The organism is Haloferax sp. Q22 (assembly GCF_001482285.1).
Lineage (GTDB): Archaea > Halobacteriota > Halobacteria > Halobacteriales > Haloferacaceae > Haloferax.
The window spans coordinates 60,692-83,563 of the sequence record NZ_LOEP01000021.1 but is presented as its reverse complement, the minus strand read 5'-3'; the positions used below and the strand labels follow the sequence as shown (position 1 = coordinate 83,563).

Here is a 22,872-nt window from a genome sequence, read left to right as displayed (position 1 = left end):
CTCACCCGAGCCTGAAGCGGCCCTCGTCGGCCGCCCGTTCGAGGACCGACTCGACGTCGACCAGTCGCGGGCCGTCGCTCACCGGACGGAGGCGGACGGTTCCGTCCCGAACCTCGTGTTCTCGCTCGCCGTCGACGCTTATGACTCCGCGGTCCACCTCGAACGCGTAGTCCTCGCCGTCGTCGAGGACGCGGTGTTCGGCCACGTCGACCGTCGAGAGGTTTCCGGGGACGGTAATCGCCTTGACCCTCGTCGCCGGGGCGGTCGCTCCGCTCTCGCCATCGCGGGACAGCCGGAAGCCGACGCCGCCGGGGTCGTCCGGTCGGTGCGTGACGAGACCGCCGGCGATGCCCGAGAGCCCGATTTCCGCGGGCGACGACCGCGAGACGACACCGCCGACGATGTCGCTCGGGTCGAGAATCGCCCGCGTGCCGACGAAGGGGCGGTCGAGAACGCCGACGGTCGCGAGTCCGCGGATGACCGTCGTCTCTTCGGACCGGACGACGTCGACCTCGACGGTCCCGTGGCGCGTGGTCGCCTCCGCCGCGGGGACTGCTCCGCTGCCGACGAGGCCGGCGGCCGCGCCCGCGACGGTGCCGTCGACGGGCGTCGGGACGACGTTGTTCGTCCCCGTCGAGATGCTCACGACCGGTACGTCGCCGATAGTCTGGGCCACGTCTCGCGTCGTGCCGTCGCCGCCGAGGACGACGACGGCGTCGGCGTGGTCCGCGAAGTGGGCCGCGGCAGCTCGGCTGTCCCGTCCCGACGCGGTGACCGTCATGTCCACGAATTCGACGCCGAGGTCGTCGGGCGCGTCGTCGACGATGCGGTCGGCGAGCCCCGTGCTGTCGGGCATGACGAGCACGTCCACGTCGTCGACGAGCGTCAGCCCCGCGAGGACGCAGCCCGCGGTGCGGCGTTTCGCGTAGTTGTTACTGACGCTCGCGCCGCCGGTGAGCCTGCGGATGTCGCGGCCGGCGGCGGGGTTGACGACGAGTCCGATAGCGGTCGTCACTTACACGATGCGGTTGATTGCGGCCTCCACGTCGGAGCCGTGGGGGAGCACTTCCTCTTCGAGCGCGGGGCTGAAAGGGATGTGAACGTCGGCGACGCCGACCCGCTGGATGGGGGCGTCGAGGCTGTAGAACGCGTTCTCCATGACGCGCGTCGCCACCTCGGCGTGAGTCCCGTACGACAGCGGGCTCTCGTCGGCAATGACGAGGCGCCCGGTCTTTTTTACGCTCTCGACCAGCGTGTCGGTGTCCATCGGGTAGAGCGACCGGAGGTCGATGACCTCGACGCTCGTCTGTCCGGCGAGTTCCTCGGCGAGTTCGAGCGATTCGCCGACCATGCGCTGGGTGGCGACGACAGTCACGTCCTCGCCCTCGCGTTCGACGCTCGCGGTGCCGATTGGGATGGTGAAGTCGTCGTCGAGCGGCACCTCGCCCTTCTGTTCGTATATCTGCTTGTTCTCGAAGACGATGACCGGGTCGTCGGACCGGATGGCCGACTTCAGGAGCCCCTTGGCGGACGCCGGCGTCGCGGGCGCGACGGCCATCACGCCGGGAAAGTGGGCGAACCACGTGTGAATCGTCCCGGAGTGCTGGCTGGCCGCGCCGCTGCCGCCGCCTTCGGTCGTTCGGACGGTGACGGGCATCTCCGTCTTGCCGCCGAACATGTAGCGGTTCTTCGCCATCTGGTTGATTATCTGCTCGGAGCAGACGCCGATGAAGTCCGAGAACATGATTTCGACGACCGGTCGCGTCCCGGTCGCCGCCGCGCCGACCGCCGCGCCCATGAACCCGGCCTCGCTGATGGGGGTGTCGCGGACGCGCTCCTCGCCGAACTGCTCGACGAGGTCGCCCGTGACCTCGTAGACGCCGCCGAACGCGCCGACGTCCTCGCCCATGACGAACACGTCGTCGTCGCGTTCGAGTTCCTCGCGGAGGGCGAGTCGAATCGCCTCCCTGATGGTCATCTCCTTCGTCCGGTCCGGGCCGGTTCCGCTGCTGGTCTCTGTGCTCATCGGTCTTCACCTCCGTCGGCCCGCATCCCGCTGGAAAAGTCGCTAATCTCCGGGACGGCCGCGTTGAACATGTCCTCGTACGCCTCGCTCGGGTCGGGGTACGCCGCGTCTTTCGCCTTCCCGACGGCGTCTTCGATCTGCTGGTCGATTTCGGCTTTCATCTCGTCGAACTCGGCTCCGGTTATCGTCCCCGCATCCACGAGTCGTCGCTTGAACGACTCGATGGCGTCGCGGTCCTTCCAAATCGCTACGTCTTCTTCGGTCCGATACGGCTGTTGGTCGCCCTCGAAGTGCCCGTGGTACCGATACGTCTCGGCCTCGATGAACGTCGGTCCCTCACCGTCGGCGGCCCGCTTGCGCGCCTCCTTGACGGCCTCGTAGACGGCAGTGATGTCCATGCCATCAACGGTGAAGCCGGGGATGTTGTACGCCTCCGCGGTCTCACTGAGATTCTGGACGTTGTGCTGTTTCTCGACGGGTGTCGCCTCGCCGTACTGGTTGTTCTCGACGAGGAACACCGCCGGGAGGTCCCACGTCGCCGCGAGGTTGATGGCCTCGTGGACCTGCCCCTGTGCGACCGCGCCGTCACCGAAGAACGCCAGCGCGACGGTGTCTTCGCCTTTCAGGTGCGACGTGAGCGCGGCACCCGTCGCCAGCGGCGGCCCCGCGCCGACGATGCCGTTCGCCCCGAGCATCCCCGCGTCGACGTCCGCGATGTGCATCGACCCGCCTTTGCCGTTACAGTAGCCGTTGGCCTTCCCGAACAGTTCGGCCATCATCAGGTCCGGATCGAGTCCCTTCGCGATACAGTGGCCGTGTCCCCTGTGGGTGCTCGTGATGTAGTCGTCCGATTCGAGGGCCGAACACGCGCCGACCCCAACCGCTTCCTCACCGACGTAGAGGTGGACGAACCCGGGGAGTTCGCCGTCGCTGAATAGGTCGGCCGCTTTCGTGTCGAACGCCCGAATCGTGAGCATCCGGCGAAGCGCCTCGCGCTGTCCATCCTCCGTCTCGATGTCTAGTACCACCATGTGACGTACCAACAATTGCCATAATCTATGATGACTTTTTCTCAACGTGACACTCACTGAGTCAGTCGCGCGGCTGTGACTGTGTAATCGAATTACATGGGCCCGGACCAGTTATTCCGAACTTTTTACATGAGACTGAGACACGCGACGACGGCCCCGATAGATGGCCGGTTACACCGATGTCGCCTCCCAACTTTTGGTGTTCACGTCCTAACGAACGGACATGCGAGCACTCCAGGTCGTGGTAGCATGAACATGCTCTACGAAGGCGAGTGGCGAACCGACAAGTTCGTCGCCAACAACGAGGACGGCGAGTTCGAGCGCCAGACGACCGACTTTCGCAACTGGGTCGGCGAGGACGAGCGGTTCCCGGTCGAGGCCGACCGGTATCACCTCTACATCTGCCGCGCCTGTCCGTGGGCCCACCGCACCGCGATGACGCGCGCGCTGAAGGGCCTCGAAGACGCGATTTCGCTGTCGCTCGTCGAACCCGTCCGCATCGACGACGGCTGGGAGTTCTCCGAGGACCTCCCGGACCCGCTGTACGGCGAGGAGTTCCTCCGCGACATCTACCTCCGCGCCGACGACGAGTTCACCGGGCGCGTCACCGTGCCCGTACTGTGGGACAAAGAGCGCGAGACCATCGTCAACAACGAGTCACGCGAGATCATGCGGATGCTCGACGAGGCGTTCGACCCCCTCGCCGACAACGACGTGGACCTCAACCCCGACGGCTACGAGGAGGAGGTCGACCGCCTCATCGACGAGATTTACGAGCCGGTCAACAACGGCGTCTACCGCGCCGGATTCGCGACGACCCAGGAAGCCTACGAAGAGGCCGTCGAGGAGCTGTTCGACGCGCTCGACCACTGGGACGAGGTGCTCGACGACCAGCGGTTTCTCGCGGGCGACGTGCTCACCGAGGCGGACATCGCGATGTTCGCGACGCTGATTCGCTTCGACCACGTCTACCACACGCACTTCAAGTGCAACAAGAAGGCTATCCACGAGTACGACAACCTCTGGAACTACACGAAGGAACTCTACCAACTCCCCGGCATCGAGAAGACGGTCAACATGGACCACATCGTCCGGCACTACTTCGTCAGCCACGGCGACATCAACCCCAAGCGAATCTACGGCGTCGGCCCGGACCTCGACTTCTCCGAACCGCACGACAGAGACCGATTCGACGCGGACCTCCCACCGGCGCTGACGCCTGACAACTGAGCCGCCGCGCCCGTCTCGTTTTCGTCTCCGCTCTCGCCGTCTCCCGCGACACCCTATTCCCGCTCGAAGCGCTATCACTTCTCATGGCAAGCCGCGCGGCTCGCGCCCTCCGGCGGTTCGAACCGCCGCCGCGGGCGGTCGACTGGTCCATCTTCGCGCTCGTCGTCTTCGAGACGCTCTCGGGCGTGTTGGGCCTCGGGGCTGGCCACCCGGCCAACGGCCTCCTGTTCGTCGCTCACGGCGTCGCCGGCCTCTCGCTCGTCGTTCTCGTCGGCTTCAAACTCTATCGGGTCCGCCACCGCGTGCTCGACTCGCGGCTCCGCGACCGTCACACCGCGCTCTCGGTGCTCCTCGCGGTCGTCGCGCTCGCAGCCCTCGGCACCGGCGTCGCGTGGGTACTCGGCGTCGAGGTTCGAATCGCCTTCTGGACGCTTCTCAACGTCCACATCGGCCTCGGCCTGCTCGTGCTGCCGATTCTTCTCGTCCATCTCCGGTCTCGCTTTCGCCCGCCTCGCGCGGTTGACTTCGCGGAGCGTCGCCGGGCGCTCCAGTACGGCGCGATACTCGTCTTCGGCGCGGCGACCTACCGGGCGACCGAGACGGTGGGGTCGCTCCGTGGCGTCGGCCGTCGTTTCACCGGGTCGCGGCCGCTCCCGCCCGGTGAGGGCAACGACGCCTTCCCGGTGACGAGTTGGGTCGCCGACGACCCCGACCCGATAGACGCCGACTCGTGGTCGCTCTCCATCTCGGGGCTGGTCGACCGCCCGCTCGAACTCGACCGTGCCGACCTCACGCCCGACGAGACGCGGTCGGCGCTCTTGGACTGCACGAGTGGCTGGTACACCGAGCAGAACTGGACCGGCGTCAGACTCGGCGACGCGCTCGATAGCGCCGGTGTTCACTCGTCGGCGCGGTGGGTGACGGTCCGGTCGGTGACGGGCTTTCGGTGGTCGTTTCCAATCGCGGAGGCCCGCGAGATGCTGTTGGCGACCCGCGTCGGCGGCGAACCGCTCTCGCACGGCCACGGCGCGCCGCTCCGACTGGTCGCGCCGAACCGCCGCGGCTTCCAGTGGGTCAAGTGGGTCGATTCGGTCGAGGTCCGTCGGCGACGCGACCCGGCCCAATGGCTCGCGGTGCTGGTGAGCGGGTTCGGATAGCGACGCTCACCACGGGAGAATCCACAGCACGTCGACGAAGCGGTCCAGAATCGTCTTTTCGCGCTCGTCGTCCTCGTCGGTCGCGTCGTCGGTCGACGCGTCCTGTACGTCCGTCGCTCTGGGTTCGTCGAACCCGCTCGAATCGCTGGAGGGCACGCTCGTCGCTATGCCTGTCAACGTGGAAATGCTTTCTGTGGACGGGGTCGCTGGTTCTCACTCGTCGCGGAGTCCCACGAGACGCTGTTCGCGTCCCGCGTCGGCGACGAACTCTCGCACGCCCGCGGCGCGCTCGCCGTGAGTTCGCCACGCGGCGACGCCGGCACCGAGGAACAGGAGGCCGCCGACGACGAGTAAGAACGGTTCCGCCCCGAGGACGAGTCGCGTCGTCCCGTCGAACGTCTGGACCGTGGTGTAGAGTCCCGGGTCCCGAACGTAGTGGGACACGGCTACGAGCGAAAAGCCGATTTCGACTCCACCGACTGCTACGGGGAGGCCCGCGGCGTGCTTCCACCGGAGCGCGGCCAGCGCCCCGACGACGCCGACGCCCCCGAGTCGCGCCAGCAAGTACTCCTCGTGGTTGAGTCGGCCGTCCCATCCCGTCGTTATCGTCCCGTCGTATCCGGGTGCGACGTGGAGCAGTTCCTGATGGACTCCGGCGACGATGGCTCCGAAACCGACGACCGCCATCACGACTACGAGCGTTCGCTGATGGTCCATACCGGTACGTCTCGTGTCGCCCAGAAATGATTTTGTTCCCGTTCCTCACTCGTCGCTTCCGCTCCGAATCGCCCGCTCGGCGGCGTCGAGGGCGGCGTCGGCGTCGAAGTCGGCGACGATGGCTTCCAGTTCCTCGCGCGTCGCTTCCGCCGCCCGAAGGTCGCGGGCGTGAGCGGTGATGTTCGGCACCGCGCGCACGATGTTGTCCACGATGGGGACTGTAGCGACCTGCGCCGACCGCGACATCGGGTTGAGGTCGACGACGATTTCGACTTTGTCCATCGCGCCGAGCGCCTCGGCCCGGTCGCCGTCCTCCAGCGGGACGACGACCACGTCGGCGCTTCCGATGCCGTCGGCGTCGACCTTCGCGCGTTCGTGGTCGATGTCCGGAATCCGCCCGTCGGCGGTGAGTCCCTTCACTTCGTCCGCGCCGTGGTCGCGCAGGTGGTCGACGATGGCCCGCATGCGCTCGTCGGTGCGGTTGAACAGGTTCACCTCGATGTCGGCGTCGACGGCCGCGGCGAGTTCGACGATTTCGCCGGGGCAGAGCGCCGCGACGTTCCCGTTGACGGAGATGACCGGGTGGTCTGCGAGCAGGAGATGCGCCGCGGCCGCCCGCGCCGCCTCGTCCGCGCTCGGAATCGTCCGCTCGCCGAGGAGGTAGTCGAACGCCTCGCCGCGCCCCTGCGCGATGAGTCCCTGCCGGCTCGTGATACCCTTCTCGACGCCCTCTTCGATGCGGTGACGGGTGAGAAGCGACTGGTATCTCGGGTGGCTCTCGGGAATCTCGATGTCGCTCATTGGTGGTGGATCGTCGCCGCGACAGTAACACGTTTTCTCATCGGGGCGGCTGGGTGGCTGAAACGCTCCGGCCGGTCCGAGAGGGCCTCGCGGCCGCCTACTCACTCAGCAGCGTCGCGCCCGCGGGGTGGACGCGGCAGCGCTCTGGGTCGTAGCCGGCGTCCGACAGCCCCGACCCGACCGCGAACACCGTCTCGCCGAGCATCGCCATCGAGCCGTCGCCGCCGGCCGCGCGCACGTCGTCGACTGCGGCTTCGACCCGGTCGGTGAGCAAGTCTGCGTCGCGGGCGAACCGCCGCGACTCGACGACAAATCGGTCGAGCGTCGGCTCGGCGCGGAGTGCTTCGAGGGCCGCCTCGCCGGCCGTAGTGAGTGCTGTTGTGTCTCCCGACAGCACGTCGGCCGTCGAGAGGCCGCCGAACGCGACGTATTCGATTTCGGGGCGCGCGGGGACGCCGTCCATCCGGCCGTGGGCCGGCGCGCCGGGTTCGACCCGGATCGGCATCCCGCCACGGGCCTGCGCGACCACGTCGCCGAGGCCGGTCTCCGCGCGGACCTCGGCAACGTGGGCGAGGGTGACGAGTTCGTTTTCCGAGCGTCCGCGGGAGAAGACCGCGTTCGACGCGAGCGCCGCCCCGAGCGCCATCGCACCCGAGACACCGAAGCCAGCGCCGAGCGGCAGGTCGCTTTCCGCGTCGACGGCGGCCGTCACGCCTAGCGACCGAAGCACGTCCGCGACGGGCGGCATCTCGACCGCCTCGCCGTCGAGGGTGACGGTCGTCTCCTGCGCCGGTTCGACCGTCACGGTGACGCCGTGGGAGAGTGTCAGCCCCGCCCCGCGGGAACCGGCGGTCGCCGGGTCGTCGGCGGGGTGGGCGCTGAAAAACCCCGTCACGTGACCGGGCACGAACGCCGTCGCGTCGTCGCTCATCGGTCGTTCTACGACGGGGGTCGGTTAACGGTGTTGCGTTTCGTCGCGTCCGCGTCAGTCGCGGTCGAACGCCGCCTCTCGCTCCGCATCGCCTGCTTCGCCCTCGCGCCGGCGTGCCGCGGTCGACTCCCGGGCATCGGCGACCGTCTCCGTCTCCAACAGCCGCTCGACTTTCGCCTCGAACTCCTCCTCGGAGAGTTCGCCGGTCGCGTAGCGCCGCCGGAGCGTTTCGAGCGCGTCTTCGGTCTCGGTCGTCAACGACTCGTCCGCGCCGCCGCCGCCGCGGCGGGACTCGTAGATGCGGACGAGGGCGAGCGCGGCGGGGAGCACGCCCGCGAAGCCGACCGGGAAGACGATCCAGAACCACCACTCTCCGAGCGCGAGTAGGCCGAAGCCAACCAGAAAGATGAGCGCCATGACGACACCGGCGACCAGCTCTTCGAGCGCCGAATCCTCGTCGTCGGCCGCGTCGTCGGTGTCGTCGTCGACGATTCGCTTCGGGCTGGTCATCGGTATCCCTCGCGACGACGACGTTCGTGCATGGTGGTCTAACGTGCCCGGGAGATAACGACTGTTTCGCAAAAAGTGAGGCGCGTCGGTGGTGCGCCGTCGCCTCGGGCGACAGGCGCTGGCGGGCTGACGAGACTCGCGTGCGCTCGCCTCGTTAGCTCGTCAGGTCTTCGCCCTTACGGGCTCAGACGCTGGCGATCGCGCGGGAACCCACTCGCAACGCTTCGCGTTGCTCCCTGTTCCCGCGCTCGTGTTGCGCCGTCGCCTAGGGCGACAGACGCTGTCGGGTTGACGAGACTCGCGTGCGCTCGCCTCGTTAGCTCGCCACGTCTTCGCCCTTACGGGCTCAGACGCTGCCGGTCGCGCGGGAACAGAACAGCCTCTCGGATGTTCTCCAGTCCGAGCATCGTCATGATGAGCCGCTCGCCGCCGAGCCCGAAGCCGGCGTGCGGGGGCATGCCGTACTTGAACATCTTCGTGTAGTACTCGAACGCGTCGGGGTCGAGACCCTGCTGTTCGAAGCCGGCGACGAGGTGGTCGAAGCGGTGTTCACGCTGGCCGCCCGAGACGAGTTCCATGTTCGGGTGCATCATGTCGAAGCCCGTCGAAAGGGTCTCGTCGTCGTCGTGGTCCTTGATGTAGAACGGCTTGATCTCGCTGGGCCAGTCGGTGATGAAGTAGTGCTCGCCGACGTCCTCGCCGAGCGCCTTTTCGCCCTCGGTGGGGAGGTCGTCGCCCCAGACGAGCTGCTCGTCGAGCTTGCCCGTGGCGTTGATGCGCTGGATGGCCTCCTCGTAGGTGAGTCGCGGGAACTCGTCGGACGGCGCTTCGAACTCGTCTTCGAGACCGAGCGCTTCGAGTTCGTCCTGACAGTTCTCCTCGACGGCCTCGTAGGCGGCCGTGACGACGGCTTCGCACACGTCCATCGCTTCCGTGTGGTCGATGAACGCCGACTCGAAGTCGATGGAGGTCGCCTCGTTGAGGTGTCGCGGCGTGTTGTGCTCTTCGGCGCGGAAGATGGGGCCGACCTCGAAGACGCGCTCCAGACCGGAGCCGACCATCAGCTGCTTGAACAGCTGCGGCGACTGGTTCATGAACGCCTCCTTGCCGAAGTAGGTGATGGGGAAGAGCTCGGTGCCGCCCTCGGTCCCCGTGGCGACGATTTTCGGCGTGTTGATCTCGGTCGCGCGGAGGTCGCGGAACTGCTCGCGGACGGCGCGCTGGACCTCGGCGCGAATCTCGAAGATGGCCTTGACCTCGTCCTTGCGGAGGTCGAGCGTGCGGTTGTCGAGGCGCGTCGAAAGCTCGGCGTCGACCTTGCCGGAGGGGTCGAGCGGGAGCTGTGCCTCGGCCTCGGCGATGACGTCGAGGCTCTCGGGCGTGACTTCGACGCCCGTCGGCGCGCGGGGCTCTTCCGCGACCTCGCCGGTCACGGAGATGACGCTCTCGCGGTGGACGCCGAGACCCGTCTCGACGAGGTCGTCGTCCATCTCGTCTTTCTCGAACTTGACCTGAATCTTGCCGGAGGTGTCCCGGAGAATCAGAAACGCGATGCCGCCGAGGTCACGAACTTCGTGGACCCAGCCGGCGACGGTGACCGTGTCACCGGGTTCGGCGTCGGCCGTGTACGTTCGGTTTCGCATACGACGTGGTTCCCGACCGTTCGTCTTAAACATCGTGTCTTCGCCTCGCTCGGACGCGTTCGAGTGTCGAATCCACCGAGAAGCGGAACGTACGCGGGACACACGTTGACGGGGTCTGTGGTACCGTGGTACTTAGTTCGCGGCACGTGTCCTCTCGGTATGGCTCCCGACTCACCGGACGGGCCGGCGGACGAACCGCGAACCGATGCCGACGCCGCCTCGGCGTCCGGGCCGGCACCGGAGGCCGCCCGGGCCGCCGACCTTGACTGGTCCGAAAGCGAGCGGGGCGACCGCTTCGCGTTCCGCCGGAAGCGACTCGCGGACGACGCCGGCGGCCGCGACCTCGGCTGTTCGCTCTACGAAGTCCCGCCGGGGAAGCGTCCGTGGCCGACGCACTACCACGAAGGCAACGAAGAGGCGCTGTACGTGCTCTCCGGAACCGGCACGCTCCGGACACGAGGGGGCGCGGCCGACCTCGACCTCGAACCGGACACCTACGTCGCGCTCCCCGCGGGAGCCGACTACGCGAGACAAATCGAGAACGACGGCGACGAACCGCTCCGATACCTCGCGCTCTCGACCATGAACCACCCCGACGTGACGGTCTACCCGGACTCCGACAAAGTCGGGGTGTTCTGCGGCGCGCCGCCGGGCGGCGACAAGAACGCCCGGACGCTCCACGGCTACTATCCGCGAGACGCCGACGTCGGCTACTGGGACGGTGAGCCGACCGACGAGGTGTGAATCGCTTCTCCCTTCCACCGCGACGGCTGATGCTGAGGTTTATATCCGAACCCGCGGCCACCTCGCCTCGGCCATGGACGTTTCAGACCTCGAAGCCGCGTTCGCCCTTCCGCTCGCCGAAGACACCTCGTTCGATACGACGCTCGTCGGCGTCCTCGCGACGCTCGCGTCGGTCGCCACGCCGCTCGCGGGCGTTCTCCTTGCGGGCTACGTCATCCGCCTCGTTCGCGCCGGCGACCGCGAGGCGACCGCGCTCCCGTCGTTCGACGACCTCACCGGTATGGCCGTCGACGGTGCTCGCCTCTCGGCTGCGCTCGTCGCGCTCCAACTCCCCGCGGTCGGCCTCGCGACCGCCGCCCTTCCGGGGTCCTCGCCGTCGCTTTCGATGCTCACGCACGCGACCGATCCAGCGATGTTCGGGCTTCTCGGTCTCTCCCCGCTCGACACCGCCACGCTCGCCGCGGCCGGGGTCGCCACGCTGGCGGGTTCGTATCTCTCGGTGGCCGCGACGGTCGCCCTCGCCCGCGAGCGGTCGCTCGTCGCGGCGATTCCGGTCACACGCGACCTCGCGCTCGACCGCTCGTTCGTCCGCGTCGCCTCAGCCGTCGCGCTCGTCGGCTTCGTCGCGCGCCTGCTCGTCGCCCTCTGCGCCGCGGTGCCGGTCGCCGGGGCCGCGCTCGCCGCGACCGCGTCGTTCTGCTTTCTCGTCGCGGCCGCGACGCTCCTCGGCCGCGGCGCGCCGGACGCCACGACGCTCGGCGTGGACGTGACTCGGGAGTCGCGCGCTGGCGACGCAAACTCGGGGTCGGCCGAGCCGATGGAATCGGCGTAGAAGCGGAAACTGCGTCCGTGGGGATTACTCGGCGACGAGTTCGGCGGTCGCGTCCTTCGCGCCCTCGACCGTCTCGCGCACCGCGTCGACGCCCTCGTCGTGCAGGAGGTTGCCGACGACGACCGCGTCCGCGTGCTGGCCCATCTCGTAGGCCGACTCGTAGTCGTGGATGCCGCCGCCGTAGAACAGCGTCGCGTCGTCGAGCGCGTCGTGCGCCGCGCCGACCTTCTCGGGGTCGCCGTAGGTGCCCGAGTACTCGACGTAGATGATTTTCTGGCCGAACATCTTCTCGGCGACGCGGGCGAAGGAGGCCACGTCCTCGGCGGACTGGTCGGTGTCGGCGTCGGTGTACTCGGCGACCGACGACTCGGGGTTCAACACGATGTACGCCTCGGTGTGGGTGCGGTCCCAGTCGAGGCCGTCTTCGATGCGGACCCACTCTTTGTGCGCGCCGGTGATCCAAAACGAGTCGCTCGCGTTGAACACCGTCGGGATGAGGTAGCCGTCCAGCGCGTCGTCGTCGATGACGACGCCGGGGTTCGACGGCTCCTGGTAGATGGGCACGTCGTACTTCGAGGTGGCCTCGATGACGCGTTCCATCTTCTCCTCTGTGATGTCGAGCGTGCCGCCGATTTCGAGGGCGTCGGTGCCCGTCTCACACACGTCTTCGAACGTCTCGCCGTCGACGAGGTCCTTGTCAGGGTCGATTTTGGTGATATGATCCCAGTCTTCCCACGGATAGCTCATTGGTCGCTCTTTGCTTGAGGGGGCGTAAAAAGCGTGCGGATGAAATGAGGGGTTCGGGTGGTATCGGGCGGTTCGTGTCTGTGACGTTACGATTTGTTCTTCAGTCCGCCGCGGTCTGCCACTTCCGAACCGTATCCGCACCAACGCCTTCGACTTTCGCCGCGATGTCGTCGGGTTCGGACGCCTTCAGCGTCTTCACGTCCTCGATACCGGCGTCTTTCAGCTTCTCGGCGGTCTTCGCGCCGATGCCGCTGATGCTCTCCAAGTCGGAGCCGCCCTCGCCGTTCTGCTGGGCCTGATACTCGCGGTAGTTGCAGATGGGACAGCCGAGTTCCCACGGCTCGCGGTCGCCCTCGTAGGTAATCCGGAGCTCCGGGAGGTCGTGTTCGTCGCAGGATTCGTCCGTCACCTCGATGTCGCCGCGACGGGGCAGCGGCAGCGAGTAGTCGCAGTCGGGGTACCGGGTACAGCCGACGAGCCGCGAGCCGGAGCGGAGCCGCTTGATAGCTAGCTCTCCTCCTTCTTCCTCACCGCACTCCGGACACGTCCCGATGACGAGGTCGTCTTCCTCGTCGGCCTCCTCGGCCTTACAGAGCGGACAGCCGTGGACGAACGTCTTGCGCCCGGCGAGCATCTTGATGTGGTGGAGGTCGTGGTCCTCGCAGGACTCCTCCATGATGAGCGGCTTCCCCGTGGAAGGAAGCGGCAGGGTGTGGGTGCAGTCGGGGTAGGAGTCACAGCCGATGAAGTACGAGCCGCGGCGGCTCTTTCTGACGACGAGGTCGCCGCCGCACTCCGGACAGGTTCCGACCGTCTTGTCGGCCTTCAGCGAGTCCTGCAGTTGCTTTCCGAGTTCCTCGCGGGACTCCATCAGCCCCTCGAACACGTCCTGGAGCATCTCCTTGGACTCCTCGGTCACGTCTTCGAGGGTGGCCTCGCCGCGGGCGATAGCCAGCATGTCGGATTCGAGCTGCGAGGTCATCTCCTCGCTGACGATGAGCTTCGCGAAGTCCTCGGAGGCCTCCACGACAGCCCGCGCGAGGCGGGTCGGCCGCGGCGGGTCGCTCTCGATGTAGCCGCGGTCGTAGAGCTTCTGAATCACGTCGTGGCGGGTCGCCTTCGTCCCGATGCCCATCTGTTCCATCGTCTCGATGAGCCGGGACTGGCCGTAGCGCCGCGGGGGCTGGGTCTGCTTGGCGTCGAGGTGCGTGTCGGACAGCACGAGCGACTCGCCCTCCTCGACGTCCGGCACGAACGACTCGCTGGAGTTGAAGTACGGGTAGACGTCGTGGTAGCCCGCTTCGAGCAGGCGCTTGCCGTTGGCCTTCAGCGAGAGCCCCTCGACCTCGGCGACGACGCGGAGGTGCTCCCAGACGGCGTCCTCGGCGACGGTGGCGAAAAAGCGCCGGACGACGAGTTCGTACACGTCCCACTCGTCTTCGGTGAGGTCGGACGCCGAGGGGAGTTCGCCGGTCGGGTGAATCGGCGGGTGGTCGGTCGTCTCGTTGTCGCCCTCGGTGGGCTCGATTTCCTCCTGTTCGAGGAGGGATTCGGCATCCTCCTTGAACCGCCGGTCGCCCTCGAACGCGCCGAGCAGTTCGCGCGGGTCGAGGTCGTCGGGGTACACCGTGTTGTCGGTCCGCGGGTAGGTGATGTAGCCGGCCGTGTAGAGGTCCTCGGCGATGCTCATCGCCCGCTGGGCGGAGTAGCCGATGGAGCCGGCGGCGCGGATGAACTGCGTGGTGTTGAACGGCGCGGGCGGCGTGTCGGTCCGCGTGCGGCGGTTGACCGACGCAACTTCCGCGGCTTCGACGCCGAGGAGCGTCTGGTAGGCTTCCTCTGCGTCCTCCTCGTTCCAGACGCGTTCGGCCTCGGTGCCGTCGTCGTCGAGGTAGAAGTACTGCGCCTCGAAGGACTCGGCGTCACCGTCAGCGTCCTTCGTCAGCTTGGAGAACAGCTCCCAGTAGTCCTCGGGGTCGAACGCCTCGATTTCGCGCTCGCGGTCGACGATGAGCTTCAGCGTCGGCCCCTGCACGCGGCCGACCGAGATGAAGTCGTTGCCGAGTTGGCGGGCCGAAAGCGAGAGGAACCGCGTGAGCGCGGCCCCCCAGACGAGGTCGATAATCTGTCTGGCCTCGCCCGCGGCGGCGAGGTCGAAGTCGAGGTCGTCGGGGTTTTCGAACGCCTCCGTCACCTCGCGCTTCGTGATAGAGGAAAACCGCACGCGGTCGACGGGCACGTCCTCGTTCACGTCGCGGACGAGTTCGTACGCCTCCTTCCCGATGAGTTCGCCCTCGCGGTCGTAGTCGGTCGCGATGGTGACGTTCCCCGCGCGGCGGGCGAGCCGGCGGAGCGCGGCGACGATGTTCTCCTGCGTGGGGTGTTTCTCGACGGGCGCGCCGATGAGTTCGACCGGCTCCACGTCGCGCCAGTCGTTGTACTCCGGCGGGAAGTCCACGCCGACGACGTGGCCCGACAGCCCGATACAGCGCTTGCCGCCCCACTTGTAGACGTTCACGCCGTTCATTCGCTCCGCGGAGGCGGTCTCGCCGCTCAGGATGTCGGCGATGCGCCTCGCGGCGTTGTCCTTCTCGGTGATGATGAGTTCCGGACCCCTGCTCATTGAGCGGCGATATGATGGGGGTTGTCCTAAACCTTTCGTGCCGAATTCGGAGCGTAGCGGCCTCAACGCGCGCGGATACGGGCGTGCGGGTGAGCGCGCTTCGCGCGCGAAGGTGTGTGTCTGCCGACGCGTCCGCCACACGCCGCGTCTCCCGTCGGATTTCAATTTCACCGGCTCGCTCGCGCGGACGCGACCTCGGTGCGGAGCGCCCGCGACACCAGAACCGATAACCCCTACCCGCCGAACCTGAGACCGTGTCGGGTGATTCGCGAATCGACATGACCGAGGGGGCAATCGCCCCCAAACTGCTTTCGCTCTCGTGGCCGCTCGTCGCGGGGAACCTCCTCCAGACGCTGTACAACCTCGCGGACGTGTTCTGGGTGGGCCGCGTCGGCGCGGACGCCGTCGCCGCCGTCTCGCTCATGTTCCCGACGAGTTGGATGTTCGTCTCGACTGCGATGGGCATCACCGCCGCGACCATCGCCCTCGTCTCGCAGCACGTCGGCGCGGGCGACGACCGCGAGGCCGACCGCGTCGTCGGTCAGACGGTGCTTCTCACCCTCGCCGTCTCGGTCGTCCTCGCCGTCGCCGGCTTCGCGTTCAGATATCCGCTTTTGGAACTCATCGGTGCGGAGGGTGCCGTCTTCACCGAGGCGCTCGCCTACATCGAGATCATCTTCCTCTCGCTCCCGCTCACGTTCCTGTTTTTCGCGTTTCGGGCGGCGCTCCAGGGCGCGGGTGACACGAAGACCGCGATGTGGCTCATGGTCGCCTCCGCCGGCCTCAACGTCGTCCTCGACCCGATTCTCATCATCGGTTGGGGACCGATTGCGGGGATGGGAACCCGCGGCGCGGCGATTGCGACGCTCGTCGCCCGCCTGTTCGCGACGGCCGCCGGCGTCTACATCCTCCTGCGCGGTGACTGGGGCGTCAGGCTCCGACTCGCCGACCTCCGACCCGACCCGGAACGCCTCAGAAAGCTGGTCGACATCGGCTACCCGGCCACCCTCGACGGGTGGGCGCGGAGCTTTTCGGCGGTCGTGATGGCCGCGTTCGTCGCCCGGTTCGGCCCGACGCCGACCGCGGCCTACGGCATCGGCCTGCGCCTGATGTCTGTCTCGTGGTCCGTCTCGGGAGCCGTCGGACAGGCTACGGCGACGGGCGTCGGCCAGAACCTCGGCGCGCGGACGCCCGACCGGGCCGCCTCGGTCGCGTGGACCGCGATGGCGGGGACGATGGGGCTGCTCTTCGCCGCCGCGGGGCTCGTCGTGGCCTTCCCGGCCGAGGCGATGCGCCTCTTTATCGACGAACAGCCGGTCATCGACGCGGGCGTGACGTTCCTCCGAATCGTCGCCCCGTCGTGGGCGTTCTTCGGCGGCGTGATGGTGATTCAGGGGGCGTTCCGCGGCGCGGGAATCACCAAGGCCGCGATGGCGCTGTCGTTCCTCTCGCGGTGGATTTTCCGCGTCCCCGTCGCGCTCGCCGTCGCGTTCGCGTGGACCGTCACGGTTCCCGGAATCGGTCCCATCTCCGGTCTCGCGTGGGGCGTCGAAGGCCTCTGGTGGGCCTACGTCGCTGGCGCGGTCGCCTCGTTCGCGGTCGCAGTCGTCTGGTTCCGACTCGGCACGTGGCGCGAGGGCGTTATCGACCGCGGGGCGACGCCGGCGGCGGGCGACGACTGAAACTGACAGCCGAAACAACTTTTCTGACGCGGCGTCGCCAGTCGGTATGCGACTGCTCTCCTCCCGAGTATCACGGTTCCTGCTCGCTGTCGTCCTGATTCTCACCCCGTGGTGGGGACCCGCACTCGCTCTCACAGGTCCCGATTACACGTACGAAGCGACTGAAATCGTCGTCGAGGACAATCGGTTGGTGATTCAGGACGAACGAGCGCTCAGACATCTCTCGGGCGTTGACGGACTCGCTTGTTACTACAACCGCAGGGCGACTCGATACTGCGCACTCGAAGCGATGACGCTGAACCGGAGCGTCGAAGCCGACCACCCCGATATCGTCGTCAGCTCTGCCCCACTATACGCCGATGAGTGGTATCTCGCGTACGCCGACGGACGAGTGTTCCAGCGCCACTCCGTCTGGGAAGACGGCCACTATGCCATCTGGACAGAACGAATGTCTGCGACGAACGCGTTAGAAAACATCTCGTCGTCAACAGCACCATACCCGCAAACAGCAACAGCCATTCGCGAGGGGAGCGTCCGAACCGAGGAGCGACTCTGGCCGAGAGACGGTGGCGCACAAATCGTCAGAGAAGACGGTGCGTACTTCGTCGTGTACCACACCGAACAGACGCAACTGCTGTCGTCCAGCCCTCAGGTTGAAGCAATTCTCACGTGGCTGTCGGTAATTGTTGGAACGGTGGTGCTGTTCGGCCGTGACACGAGCCATTGGTTGTGAGACCGACGATGTTCTTGCGAAACGTTCGTTTCGTAGCAGCAAACTCCCATGTGTGTGGGTGACCAACTCTGATTGGCGTACGATATTTTTTGCAATACAGTAGTCAAATACAAACCACATAACAAACAATGTCCCCAAAACCCAGTCGAAGAAAGTTTATCGGTACCACCGCTGCCATCAGTACCATTCTGGTGGCCGGATGTAATGCCCGAGTACCACATATCGGATTTAGTGGTGATGTTAGAAGCAACATCGAATTAATCGGCCGTCGCGTTCCAGATGCCCCTGAAAGTGCGAAAGTTATCCCACTGTCTGATTCTCGAATTTCAGACGAGTCGTTGATTCGGGAGACAGTCAAATCGGCGATTGACGAGTCGCCAGCTCACGTCGCAGTCAAAAAGAGTGAAAAGAAAAAGCTTCAATCGACACTCGACTCGCTACCAAAGTATACGAACAGTAACAAGCCAGCACAGAATGGGTGGTACATAGAGCACCAAAAGTCGGTCGTCCACGTCTCTAAGTACATTTTAGACTAATCTGGAGCACGTGACACAGGAGCGCGAAAAATATTCGTGCGTTTTCTTACTCGTCTAGCTTCTCGCGGAGCAACTGGTTCACGGTGCCGGGGTCGGCGCTCCCCTTGGACTTCTGCATGACCTGCCCGACGAGGAAGTTCAGCGCGCCGCCCTCGCCGTTGTGGTAGTCCTCGACGGCGTCGGGGTTCTCGTCGATGGCTTCCTGCACGAAGCCGCCAATTTCGTCGTCGTCAGCCTTGCCGAGGCCTTCTTCGTCGACGATGGTGTCGGGGTCTTTGCCCTCGTCGAGCATCTCGCGGAGGACGATTTCCTCGGCGTTCTTCGTCGTCACCTCGTCGGCGTCGACGAGTTCGACGAGTCGCGTGAACTCGTCGAGGCGGTCCGATACGTCCGTGATGTGCATGTCACGGTAGTTGAGTTCGCCGAGGAGGTTGTCGGCGACCCACGTCGCCGCGAGGTCGGCGTCGAACTCGGCGGCCACGTCCTCGAAGAAGTCCGCGACCTCCTTGGTCGAGGTGAGCTTCGAGGCGGACTCCTCGTCGATGCCGTACTCGGTGTGGAAGCGCTCGCGGCGGGCGTCGGGGAGTTCCGGAATCGGAATCTCTTCTTTCCAGTGGGCGACCTGCAGCGGCGGGAGGTCGGCCTCGCGGAAGTAGCGGTAGTCCTTTTCTTCTTCCTTCGAGCGCATCGAGACGGTGATGCCGCGGGACTCGTCCCAGTGGCGCGTCTCCTGTTCGACGGCGCGGCCGCGCTTGATGGCGTTCTTCTGGCGGGTGACCTCGTAGGCCAGCGCCTTCTCTGCGCCCTTGTGGCTGGAGATGTTCTTGACCTCAGTGCGGTTGGCCGCTTCGAGCGCCTCGTCGGAAATCGAGCCGTCGTCGTCGACCTCGTCGGCGGGGACGAGCGAGATATTGGCGTCGATGCGGAGCGAGCCGTCGCGGGTGGCGTCGAACACGCCGAGGTATTCGAGCACCTCTTCGAGCTTCGCGAGGAACGCGCGGGTCTCCTGCGGGCTCCGGAAGTCGGGCTCGGTGACGATTTCGACCAGCGGCGTGCCGGCGCGGTTGTAGTTGACGAGCGTGTAGTCCGCCGTGTCGATGCTGCCGCCTTTGTGCTGGAGGCTGCCGGGGTCCTCTTCGAGGTGGGCGCGCGTGATGCCGATGTCGCGGCGGGTTCCCTCGACGGACACTTCCAGCGTCCCGTCGGCGCAGATGGGCGCGTCGTACTGGGTGATCTGGAAGTTCTTGGGCAGGTCGGGGTAGTAGTAGTTCTTCCGGTGGAAGCGGGTGTCCTCGGCGATGTCGGCGTTCAGCGCCTTGCCGATTTTGACCGCCGACTCCACCGCCGCCTCGTTGAGCACCGGGAGCGCGCCCGGCAGCCCGAGACAGACGGGGCACACGCGGGTGTTCGGCTCCTCGTCCTCGGCAGGCTCGGTCGAACAGCTACAGAAAATCTTCGTGGCCGTCTCGAGTTGAACGTGGACCTCCAGCCCGATGACGACCGCGAGTTCGCGCTGTTCGAGCGCTTGCGCAGTCATTGGGCGCGCTTCGACGGCGGTGGGCTAAAGACTAACGGGACCGCTCGCAGCGAACCCCGTCTGTGGGTCATCGACGCCGACACCGATCCCTGCCGCAACCGACAGACAATCACTAACGAGGTTTTATATACTAGCGTTTCATCTCCACGATTCGCAGAATTTGTTCACATATGACAAACGATACTACTGCGGATAGATGGGCACCGATTCGCACCGGCGGCCGACTCTCGGCGCACCTCCGGACGCACCTGACGGTTCTTCTCATCGTCGTCGTCGCGGAACTCATCGGCACGATAACGTTCCCGCTCGGGCCGGGACAGGTCGTGCTCCTGCCGCTCCTGTACGCCGTCGTCCTCGGTCTCGTCCTCAGTTACAGCGTCCTCGGGTCGCTCTTCGAACCGCTCCGGCGGGTCGTCGACGAGGACGTGAGCCGCATCGCTTCGCCACTTCTCGTCATCGCGCTGATGCCGCTCGGCGTCAAGTACGGGACGCTCGTCGCGCCGTCGTTCTATGACCTCGTGGCGGCCGGGCCGGCGTTCGTCTTACAGGAGTTCGGTAACCTCGGTACGATTCTTATCGCGCTCCCGCTCGCCCTGCTTTTGGGCCTCAAGCGCGAGTCCATCGGGGCCGCGGTCAGCATCGCCCGCGAACCGACCCTCGGCGTCATCACCGATAAGTACGGCATCGAGTCGCCCGAGGGCCGCGGCGTCCTCGGCACCTACATGACGGGGACGGTCCTCGGAACCGTCTTCTTCGGTCTGCTCGGCGGCTTCGCCCCCGCGACGGGACTCCACCCGCTCGCGCTCTCGATGGCCTGCGGCATGGGCTCCGCGAGCATGATGACCGCCTGTTCCACGTCGCTGGCGGCGGCCGTCGGCGGCGCGGGCGTCGCCGAGGACCAGATTCTGAGCTTCGCCGCGACGAGTAACCTCCTGACCGGCATCACGGGGCTCTACATGGTCATCCTCGTCGGCCTCCCGGTCATCACGCGCCTCTATGCGGTCCTCGCACCCGTACTCGGCCGCGGTGCCGCCGCGACCGACGGAGGTGAGTGAGATGTCGATGTCGACCCCGGAGTTCTCCGTCGAGTCGCTGAAGATGCTGCTCGTGGTGGCGTTCCTGACGCTGACGGCGAACCTCCTCGCCACCGGCACCGGCTTCCTCGCCGCACTCCCCGGCATGGCGCTCATCGTCCTCATCGGCCTCGTCGCCCTGCTCATGGGCCGACTGATTCCACTCGACCTGCCGGCGTTCGCCTACGCGATGATTCTCGCGTTCGCTCTGGCGCTCCCGTTTTCGCCGGTCCAAGCGCCGTTTCTGGCCGCCGTCGGGAAGGTCGACTTCCTCGCGACGACGACGCCGATTCTCGCCTACGCGGGGCTCTCTATCGGCCTCCAGACCGGGAAGATGAAGGAAGTCAGCTGGAAGCTCGTCCTCGTGGCGGTGTTCGTCTTCTTCGGGACGTTCTTCGGCTCCGCGCTCATCTCGCAGGCCGTGCTCTCCGCGCAGGGGATTATCTGATGGCGACCCCCGCAACCTCCGCGACTCCCGCGACCGACCGCCGCGCGCGCCGGAGTGAGACGCGATGACCGGCGACGACCGAACCGCGGCCCTCAAAGCCCGCGTCTGCGACGCCATCGACGACCGCGCAGACGAGATTATCGCCTTCGCGAAGGACGTGCAGGCCGAACCGGAACTCGGCTACAAGGAGGTCAAGACGACCGAGAAGGTCGTCTCGCTGTTCGAAGACCTCGATCTCGACGTGGAGACGGAACTGGCGATTACCGGCGCGCGCGCCAGAGCCGGCTCCGGCGACTTCGTCGCGGCCGTCCTCGGCGAACTCGACGCGCTCGTCAACCCGGACCATCCGATGGCGGACCCCGAGACCGGCGCGGTCCACGCCTGCGGCCACAACGCCCAACTCGCGCACCTCGTGGGGACCGCCGTCGGCCTCGTCGGCAGCGGCGTCGTGGACGACCTCGACGGCGCGGTCGAGTTCGTCGCCGTCCCGGCTGAGGAGTATCTCGACCTCGACTACCGGCGCGGCCTGCTCGAAGCGGGTGACATCGAGTTCTTCGGCGGCAAACAGGAACTCATCCGCCGCGGCTACGTTGATGACTGGGACGCCGCCGCGATGATGCACGCCGGCAGCGACACGCCCGAACGGACGATTACGAGCGATTTCTCGACGAACGGCTTCGTCGGCAAGTTCGTCACCTATCGCGGGACCGAAGCGCACGCCGGCGCGGCCCCCGAAGAGGGCGTCAACGCACTCAACGCCGCGATGCTCGGGATGAACGCGGTTCATGCCCAGCGCGAGCGCTTCCGCGACGAGGACCACGTCCGCGTCCACCCCATCATCACCCGCGGCGGCGACGGCGTCAACGTCGTCCCCGCAGAGGTGACGATGGAGTCGTACGTCCGCGCGGCCTCCGTCGAGGCCGTCTCCGAGGCGAACGAGTCGGTCAACCGGGCGCTCGCGTCCGGCGCGATGGGTGTCGGCGGCGACGTGGAAATCGAGGACTACCCCGGGTACATGCCGCTTCGGACCGACGAGACGATGGTCGCGTTCTACGACGAGAACGCCCGCGACATCGTCGGCCCCGATGCGGTCACGGCGGGGACGCCGCACCTCTCGGGGTCGACGGACATGGGCGACATCACGCAACTCGTCCCCGGCATCCACCCGTGGACCGGCGGCTTCGAGGGTGCGGTCCACGCCCGCGATTTCCGCGTCGTCGACGAGGAGATGGCTTACGTCATCCCAGCGAAACTCACCGCTTGCACGCTGGTCGACCTGCTCACGAGCCCCGAGGCGATGGCTGAGGTCCGCGCCGCGAAAGCAGAAAAGCGCAGTCGCGAAGAGTATCTCGGCGCGGTCCGCTCGCTCCGGAAGACGACGACCGAGTCGTACCGGGACTGAGGGGCGGCGGCGAGCGTGCGAAGGCGGGGTCGCCCGCACACGTATCACATTTTCGGTGATTGTCTGACGCACATTTATGTCTCACGCGAGGGGCTATGTTACCCATGAGTAACCGGGTGGAGGAACTCGAATCCAAAGTCGCAGAACTGCAGGCCGCCGTGAACGGGCTCACCGAGGAACTCGTCGAGACCAAAGAACGACTTCGCCAGCTCGAAGACGCCAACGACGTGGACGTTCCCTCGCGGGCCGCGACCCGTCGCGGCGACTGGGAGACCGAAGACGAGTCCGCTGCGGAGGCCGCCGAAGCCGACGAGGCGTCGTCGGCCGACGGCGATGAGACTAAACCGGACGAGACCGACGAGACTGACGAAGGCGACGGCGAGACCCCCGACGACGACATCATCGTCGCGTAATCGGGCGCGCCGTCCGACGCGAGCGCGCCCCGTGTTCATGCGGCGCGCTCCACCTG

General features: G+C 66.6%; 22 protein-coding genes. 10 read left to right on the top strand and 12 right to left on the bottom strand.

The annotated features are described in order from the left end of the window. Window position 1: 1 nt before the first annotated feature. The 3 genes from AM590_RS09460 to AM590_RS09450 are packed head-to-tail and all read right to left on the bottom strand — an operon-like array spanning window position 2 to window position 3,057. A complete protein-coding gene (locus AM590_RS09460) occupies window positions 2-1,015 on the bottom strand; it encodes an NAD(+)/NADH kinase (RefSeq protein ID WP_058827261.1) in 1,014 nt (337 codons plus the stop codon). Then, entirely contained in the window at window positions 1,016-2,026 is a 1,011-nt protein-coding gene (locus AM590_RS09455; RefSeq protein ID WP_058827260.1) for an alpha-ketoacid dehydrogenase subunit beta, read from the bottom strand. Next, window positions 2,023-3,057, bottom strand: coding sequence for a thiamine pyrophosphate-dependent dehydrogenase E1 component subunit alpha (locus AM590_RS09450; RefSeq protein ID WP_058827259.1), 1,035 nt, complete (start codon window positions 3,055-3,057; stop codon window positions 2,023-2,025). Before AM590_RS09450 ends, AM590_RS09455 begins: the two co-directional genes overlap by 4 nt. Before the next feature lie 249 nt (window positions 3,058-3,306). Here AM590_RS09450 and AM590_RS09445 point away from each other — a divergent pair, with 249 nt between their 5' ends. Further along, window positions 3,307-4,287 (top strand): glutathione S-transferase family protein, encoded by a 981-nt coding sequence (locus tag AM590_RS09445; RefSeq protein ID WP_058827258.1) that lies wholly within the window; start codon window positions 3,307-3,309, stop codon window positions 4,285-4,287. Between the two features lie 83 nt (window positions 4,288-4,370). Beyond that, window positions 4,371-5,444 carry a molybdopterin-dependent oxidoreductase gene (locus AM590_RS09440; protein ID WP_058827257.1) on the top strand — a complete coding sequence of 358 codons (1,074 nt, stop codon included), beginning with the start codon at window positions 4,371-4,373 and terminating at the stop codon, window positions 5,442-5,444. Between the two features lie 6 nt (window positions 5,445-5,450). On the opposite strand, the gene AM590_RS20835 is transcribed toward AM590_RS09440, so the two are convergent. The 6 genes from AM590_RS20835 to aspS all read right to left on the bottom strand — a co-directional run bounded on the left by AM590_RS20835 (window position 5,451) and on the right by aspS (window position 10,046). Continuing rightward, window positions 5,451-5,600, bottom strand: coding sequence for a hypothetical protein (locus AM590_RS20835; RefSeq protein WP_172795786.1), 150 nt, complete (start codon window positions 5,598-5,600; stop codon window positions 5,451-5,453). A 57-nt stretch (window positions 5,601-5,657) separates the two neighbouring features. Continuing rightward, window positions 5,658-6,161, bottom strand: a complete 504-nt coding sequence (locus AM590_RS09435; RefSeq protein WP_253805916.1) for a hypothetical protein — start codon at window positions 6,159-6,161, stop codon at window positions 5,658-5,660. 45 nt (window positions 6,162-6,206) lie between these two features. Next, window positions 6,207-6,962 (bottom strand): 4-phosphopantoate--beta-alanine ligase, encoded by a 756-nt coding sequence (locus AM590_RS09430; protein WP_058827256.1) that lies wholly within the window; start codon window positions 6,960-6,962, stop codon window positions 6,207-6,209. 97 nt (window positions 6,963-7,059) lie between these two features. Next, on the bottom strand, window positions 7,060-7,893 hold the full coding sequence (locus tag AM590_RS09425; protein ID WP_058827255.1) for a pantoate kinase: 834 nt from the start codon (window positions 7,891-7,893) through the stop codon (window positions 7,060-7,062). A gap of 54 nt (window positions 7,894-7,947) precedes the next feature. Beyond that, the gene (locus tag AM590_RS09420; protein ID WP_058827254.1) at window positions 7,948-8,403 is read right to left on the bottom strand and encodes an SHOCT domain-containing protein; all 456 of its coding nucleotides are present in this window, start codon (window positions 8,401-8,403) and stop codon (window positions 7,948-7,950) included. 338 nt (window positions 8,404-8,741) lie between these two features. After that, the gene (gene aspS / locus AM590_RS09415) at window positions 8,742-10,046 is read right to left on the bottom strand and encodes an aspartate--tRNA(Asn) ligase (RefSeq protein WP_058827253.1); all 1,305 of its coding nucleotides are present in this window, start codon (window positions 10,044-10,046) and stop codon (window positions 8,742-8,744) included. A gap of 159 nt (window positions 10,047-10,205) precedes the next feature. Here aspS and AM590_RS09410 point away from each other — a divergent pair, with 159 nt between their 5' ends. Further along, the gene (locus tag AM590_RS09410) at window positions 10,206-10,790 is read left to right on the top strand and encodes a cupin domain-containing protein (protein WP_058827252.1); all 585 of its coding nucleotides are present in this window, start codon (window positions 10,206-10,208) and stop codon (window positions 10,788-10,790) included. 73 nt (window positions 10,791-10,863) lie between these two features. Then, a complete protein-coding gene (locus AM590_RS09405; protein ID WP_082677705.1) occupies window positions 10,864-11,622 on the top strand; it encodes a DUF4013 domain-containing protein in 759 nt (252 codons plus the stop codon). Window positions 11,623-11,646: 24 nt separating this feature from the next. On the opposite strand, the gene AM590_RS09400 is transcribed toward AM590_RS09405, so the two are convergent. Both AM590_RS09400 and AM590_RS09395 read right to left on the bottom strand, forming a co-directional pair. Continuing rightward, the gene (locus tag AM590_RS09400; protein WP_004044255.1) at window positions 11,647-12,369 is read right to left on the bottom strand and encodes a phosphoglycerol geranylgeranyltransferase; all 723 of its coding nucleotides are present in this window, start codon (window positions 12,367-12,369) and stop codon (window positions 11,647-11,649) included. Window positions 12,370-12,469: 100 nt separating this feature from the next. Then, on the bottom strand, window positions 12,470-14,992 hold the full coding sequence (locus tag AM590_RS09395; RefSeq protein WP_058827251.1) for a DNA topoisomerase I: 2,523 nt from the start codon (window positions 14,990-14,992) through the stop codon (window positions 12,470-12,472). 254 nt (window positions 14,993-15,246) lie between these two features. Between AM590_RS09395 and AM590_RS09390 the strand changes: the two genes are divergently transcribed. Beyond that, window positions 15,247-16,674 carry an MATE family efflux transporter gene (locus AM590_RS09390; RefSeq protein ID WP_305728226.1) on the top strand — a complete coding sequence of 476 codons (1,428 nt, stop codon included), beginning with the start codon at window positions 15,247-15,249 and terminating at the stop codon, window positions 16,672-16,674. 46 nt (window positions 16,675-16,720) lie between these two features. Then, on the top strand, window positions 16,721-17,407 hold the full coding sequence (locus AM590_RS09385) for a hypothetical protein (protein WP_058827250.1): 687 nt from the start codon (window positions 16,721-16,723) through the stop codon (window positions 17,405-17,407). A 582-nt stretch (window positions 17,408-17,989) separates the two neighbouring features. Here the strand turns inward: AM590_RS09385 and gatB are convergent. Beyond that, entirely contained in the window at window positions 17,990-19,480 is a 1,491-nt protein-coding gene (gene gatB, locus AM590_RS09380) for an Asp-tRNA(Asn)/Glu-tRNA(Gln) amidotransferase subunit GatB (RefSeq protein ID WP_058827249.1), read from the bottom strand. 170 nt (window positions 19,481-19,650) lie between these two features. Here gatB and AM590_RS09375 point away from each other — a divergent pair, with 170 nt between their 5' ends. The 4 genes from AM590_RS09375 (at window position 19,651) to AM590_RS09360 (ending at window position 22,816) form a co-directional block, all read left to right on the top strand. Next, complete coding sequence (locus AM590_RS09375; protein WP_058827248.1) at window positions 19,651-20,535, top strand: DUF3100 domain-containing protein; 885 nt, start codon at window positions 19,651-19,653, stop codon at window positions 20,533-20,535. 1 nt (window position 20,536) lies between these two features. Then, the gene (locus AM590_RS09370) at window positions 20,537-21,001 is read left to right on the top strand and encodes a hypothetical protein (RefSeq protein ID WP_058827273.1); all 465 of its coding nucleotides are present in this window, start codon (window positions 20,537-20,539) and stop codon (window positions 20,999-21,001) included. A 64-nt stretch (window positions 21,002-21,065) separates the two neighbouring features. Further along, entirely contained in the window at window positions 21,066-22,403 is a 1,338-nt protein-coding gene (locus tag AM590_RS09365; RefSeq protein WP_058827247.1) for an amidohydrolase, read from the top strand. A gap of 104 nt (window positions 22,404-22,507) precedes the next feature. After that, entirely contained in the window at window positions 22,508-22,816 is a 309-nt protein-coding gene (locus AM590_RS09360) for a hypothetical protein (RefSeq protein ID WP_058827246.1), read from the top strand. Window positions 22,817-22,872 lie beyond the last annotated feature (56 nt).

Bases quoted from the DNA above. Each gene is read 5' to 3' on its own strand.
- AM590_RS09365 (WP_058827247.1), top strand. From the start codon at position 21,066: ATGACCGGCGACGACCGAACCGCGGCCCTCAAAGCCCGCGTCTGCGAC.
- AM590_RS09430 (WP_058827256.1), bottom strand. From the start codon at position 6,962: ATGAGCGACATCGAGATTCCCGAGAGCCACCCGAGATACCAGTCGCTT.
- AM590_RS09395 (WP_058827251.1), bottom strand. From the start codon at position 14,992: ATGAGCAGGGGTCCGGAACTCATCATCACCGAGAAGGACAACGCCGCG.
- AM590_RS09405 (WP_082677705.1), top strand. From the start codon at position 10,864: ATGGACGTTTCAGACCTCGAAGCCGCGTTCGCCCTTCCGCTCGCCGAA.
- AM590_RS09435 (WP_253805916.1), bottom strand. From the start codon at position 6,161: ATGGACCATCAGCGAACGCTCGTAGTCGTGATGGCGGTCGTCGGTTTC.
- AM590_RS09400 (WP_004044255.1), bottom strand. From the start codon at position 12,369: ATGAGCTATCCGTGGGAAGACTGGGATCATATCACCAAAATCGACCCT.
- AM590_RS09420 (WP_058827254.1), bottom strand. From the start codon at position 8,403: ATGACCAGCCCGAAGCGAATCGTCGACGACGACACCGACGACGCGGCC.
- AM590_RS09385 (WP_058827250.1), top strand. From the start codon at position 16,721: ATGCGACTGCTCTCCTCCCGAGTATCACGGTTCCTGCTCGCTGTCGTC.
- aspS (WP_058827253.1), bottom strand. From the start codon at position 10,046: ATGCGAAACCGAACGTACACGGCCGACGCCGAACCCGGTGACACGGTC.
- AM590_RS09410 (WP_058827252.1), top strand. From the start codon at position 10,206: ATGGCTCCCGACTCACCGGACGGGCCGGCGGACGAACCGCGAACCGAT.
- AM590_RS09360 (WP_058827246.1), top strand. From the start codon at position 22,508: ATGAGTAACCGGGTGGAGGAACTCGAATCCAAAGTCGCAGAACTGCAG.
- AM590_RS09450 (WP_058827259.1), bottom strand. From the start codon at position 3,057: ATGGTGGTACTAGACATCGAGACGGAGGATGGACAGCGCGAGGCGCTT.
- AM590_RS09375 (WP_058827248.1), top strand. From the start codon at position 19,651: ATGACAAACGATACTACTGCGGATAGATGGGCACCGATTCGCACCGGC.
- AM590_RS09455 (WP_058827260.1), bottom strand. From the start codon at position 2,026: ATGAGCACAGAGACCAGCAGCGGAACCGGCCCGGACCGGACGAAGGAG.
- AM590_RS09440 (WP_058827257.1), top strand. From the start codon at position 4,371: ATGGCAAGCCGCGCGGCTCGCGCCCTCCGGCGGTTCGAACCGCCGCCG.
- AM590_RS09425 (WP_058827255.1), bottom strand. From the start codon at position 7,893: ATGAGCGACGACGCGACGGCGTTCGTGCCCGGTCACGTGACGGGGTTT.
- gatB (WP_058827249.1), bottom strand. From the start codon at position 19,480: ATGACTGCGCAAGCGCTCGAACAGCGCGAACTCGCGGTCGTCATCGGG.
- AM590_RS09445 (WP_058827258.1), top strand. From the start codon at position 3,307: ATGAACATGCTCTACGAAGGCGAGTGGCGAACCGACAAGTTCGTCGCC.
- AM590_RS09370 (WP_058827273.1), top strand. From the start codon at position 20,537: ATGTCGATGTCGACCCCGGAGTTCTCCGTCGAGTCGCTGAAGATGCTG.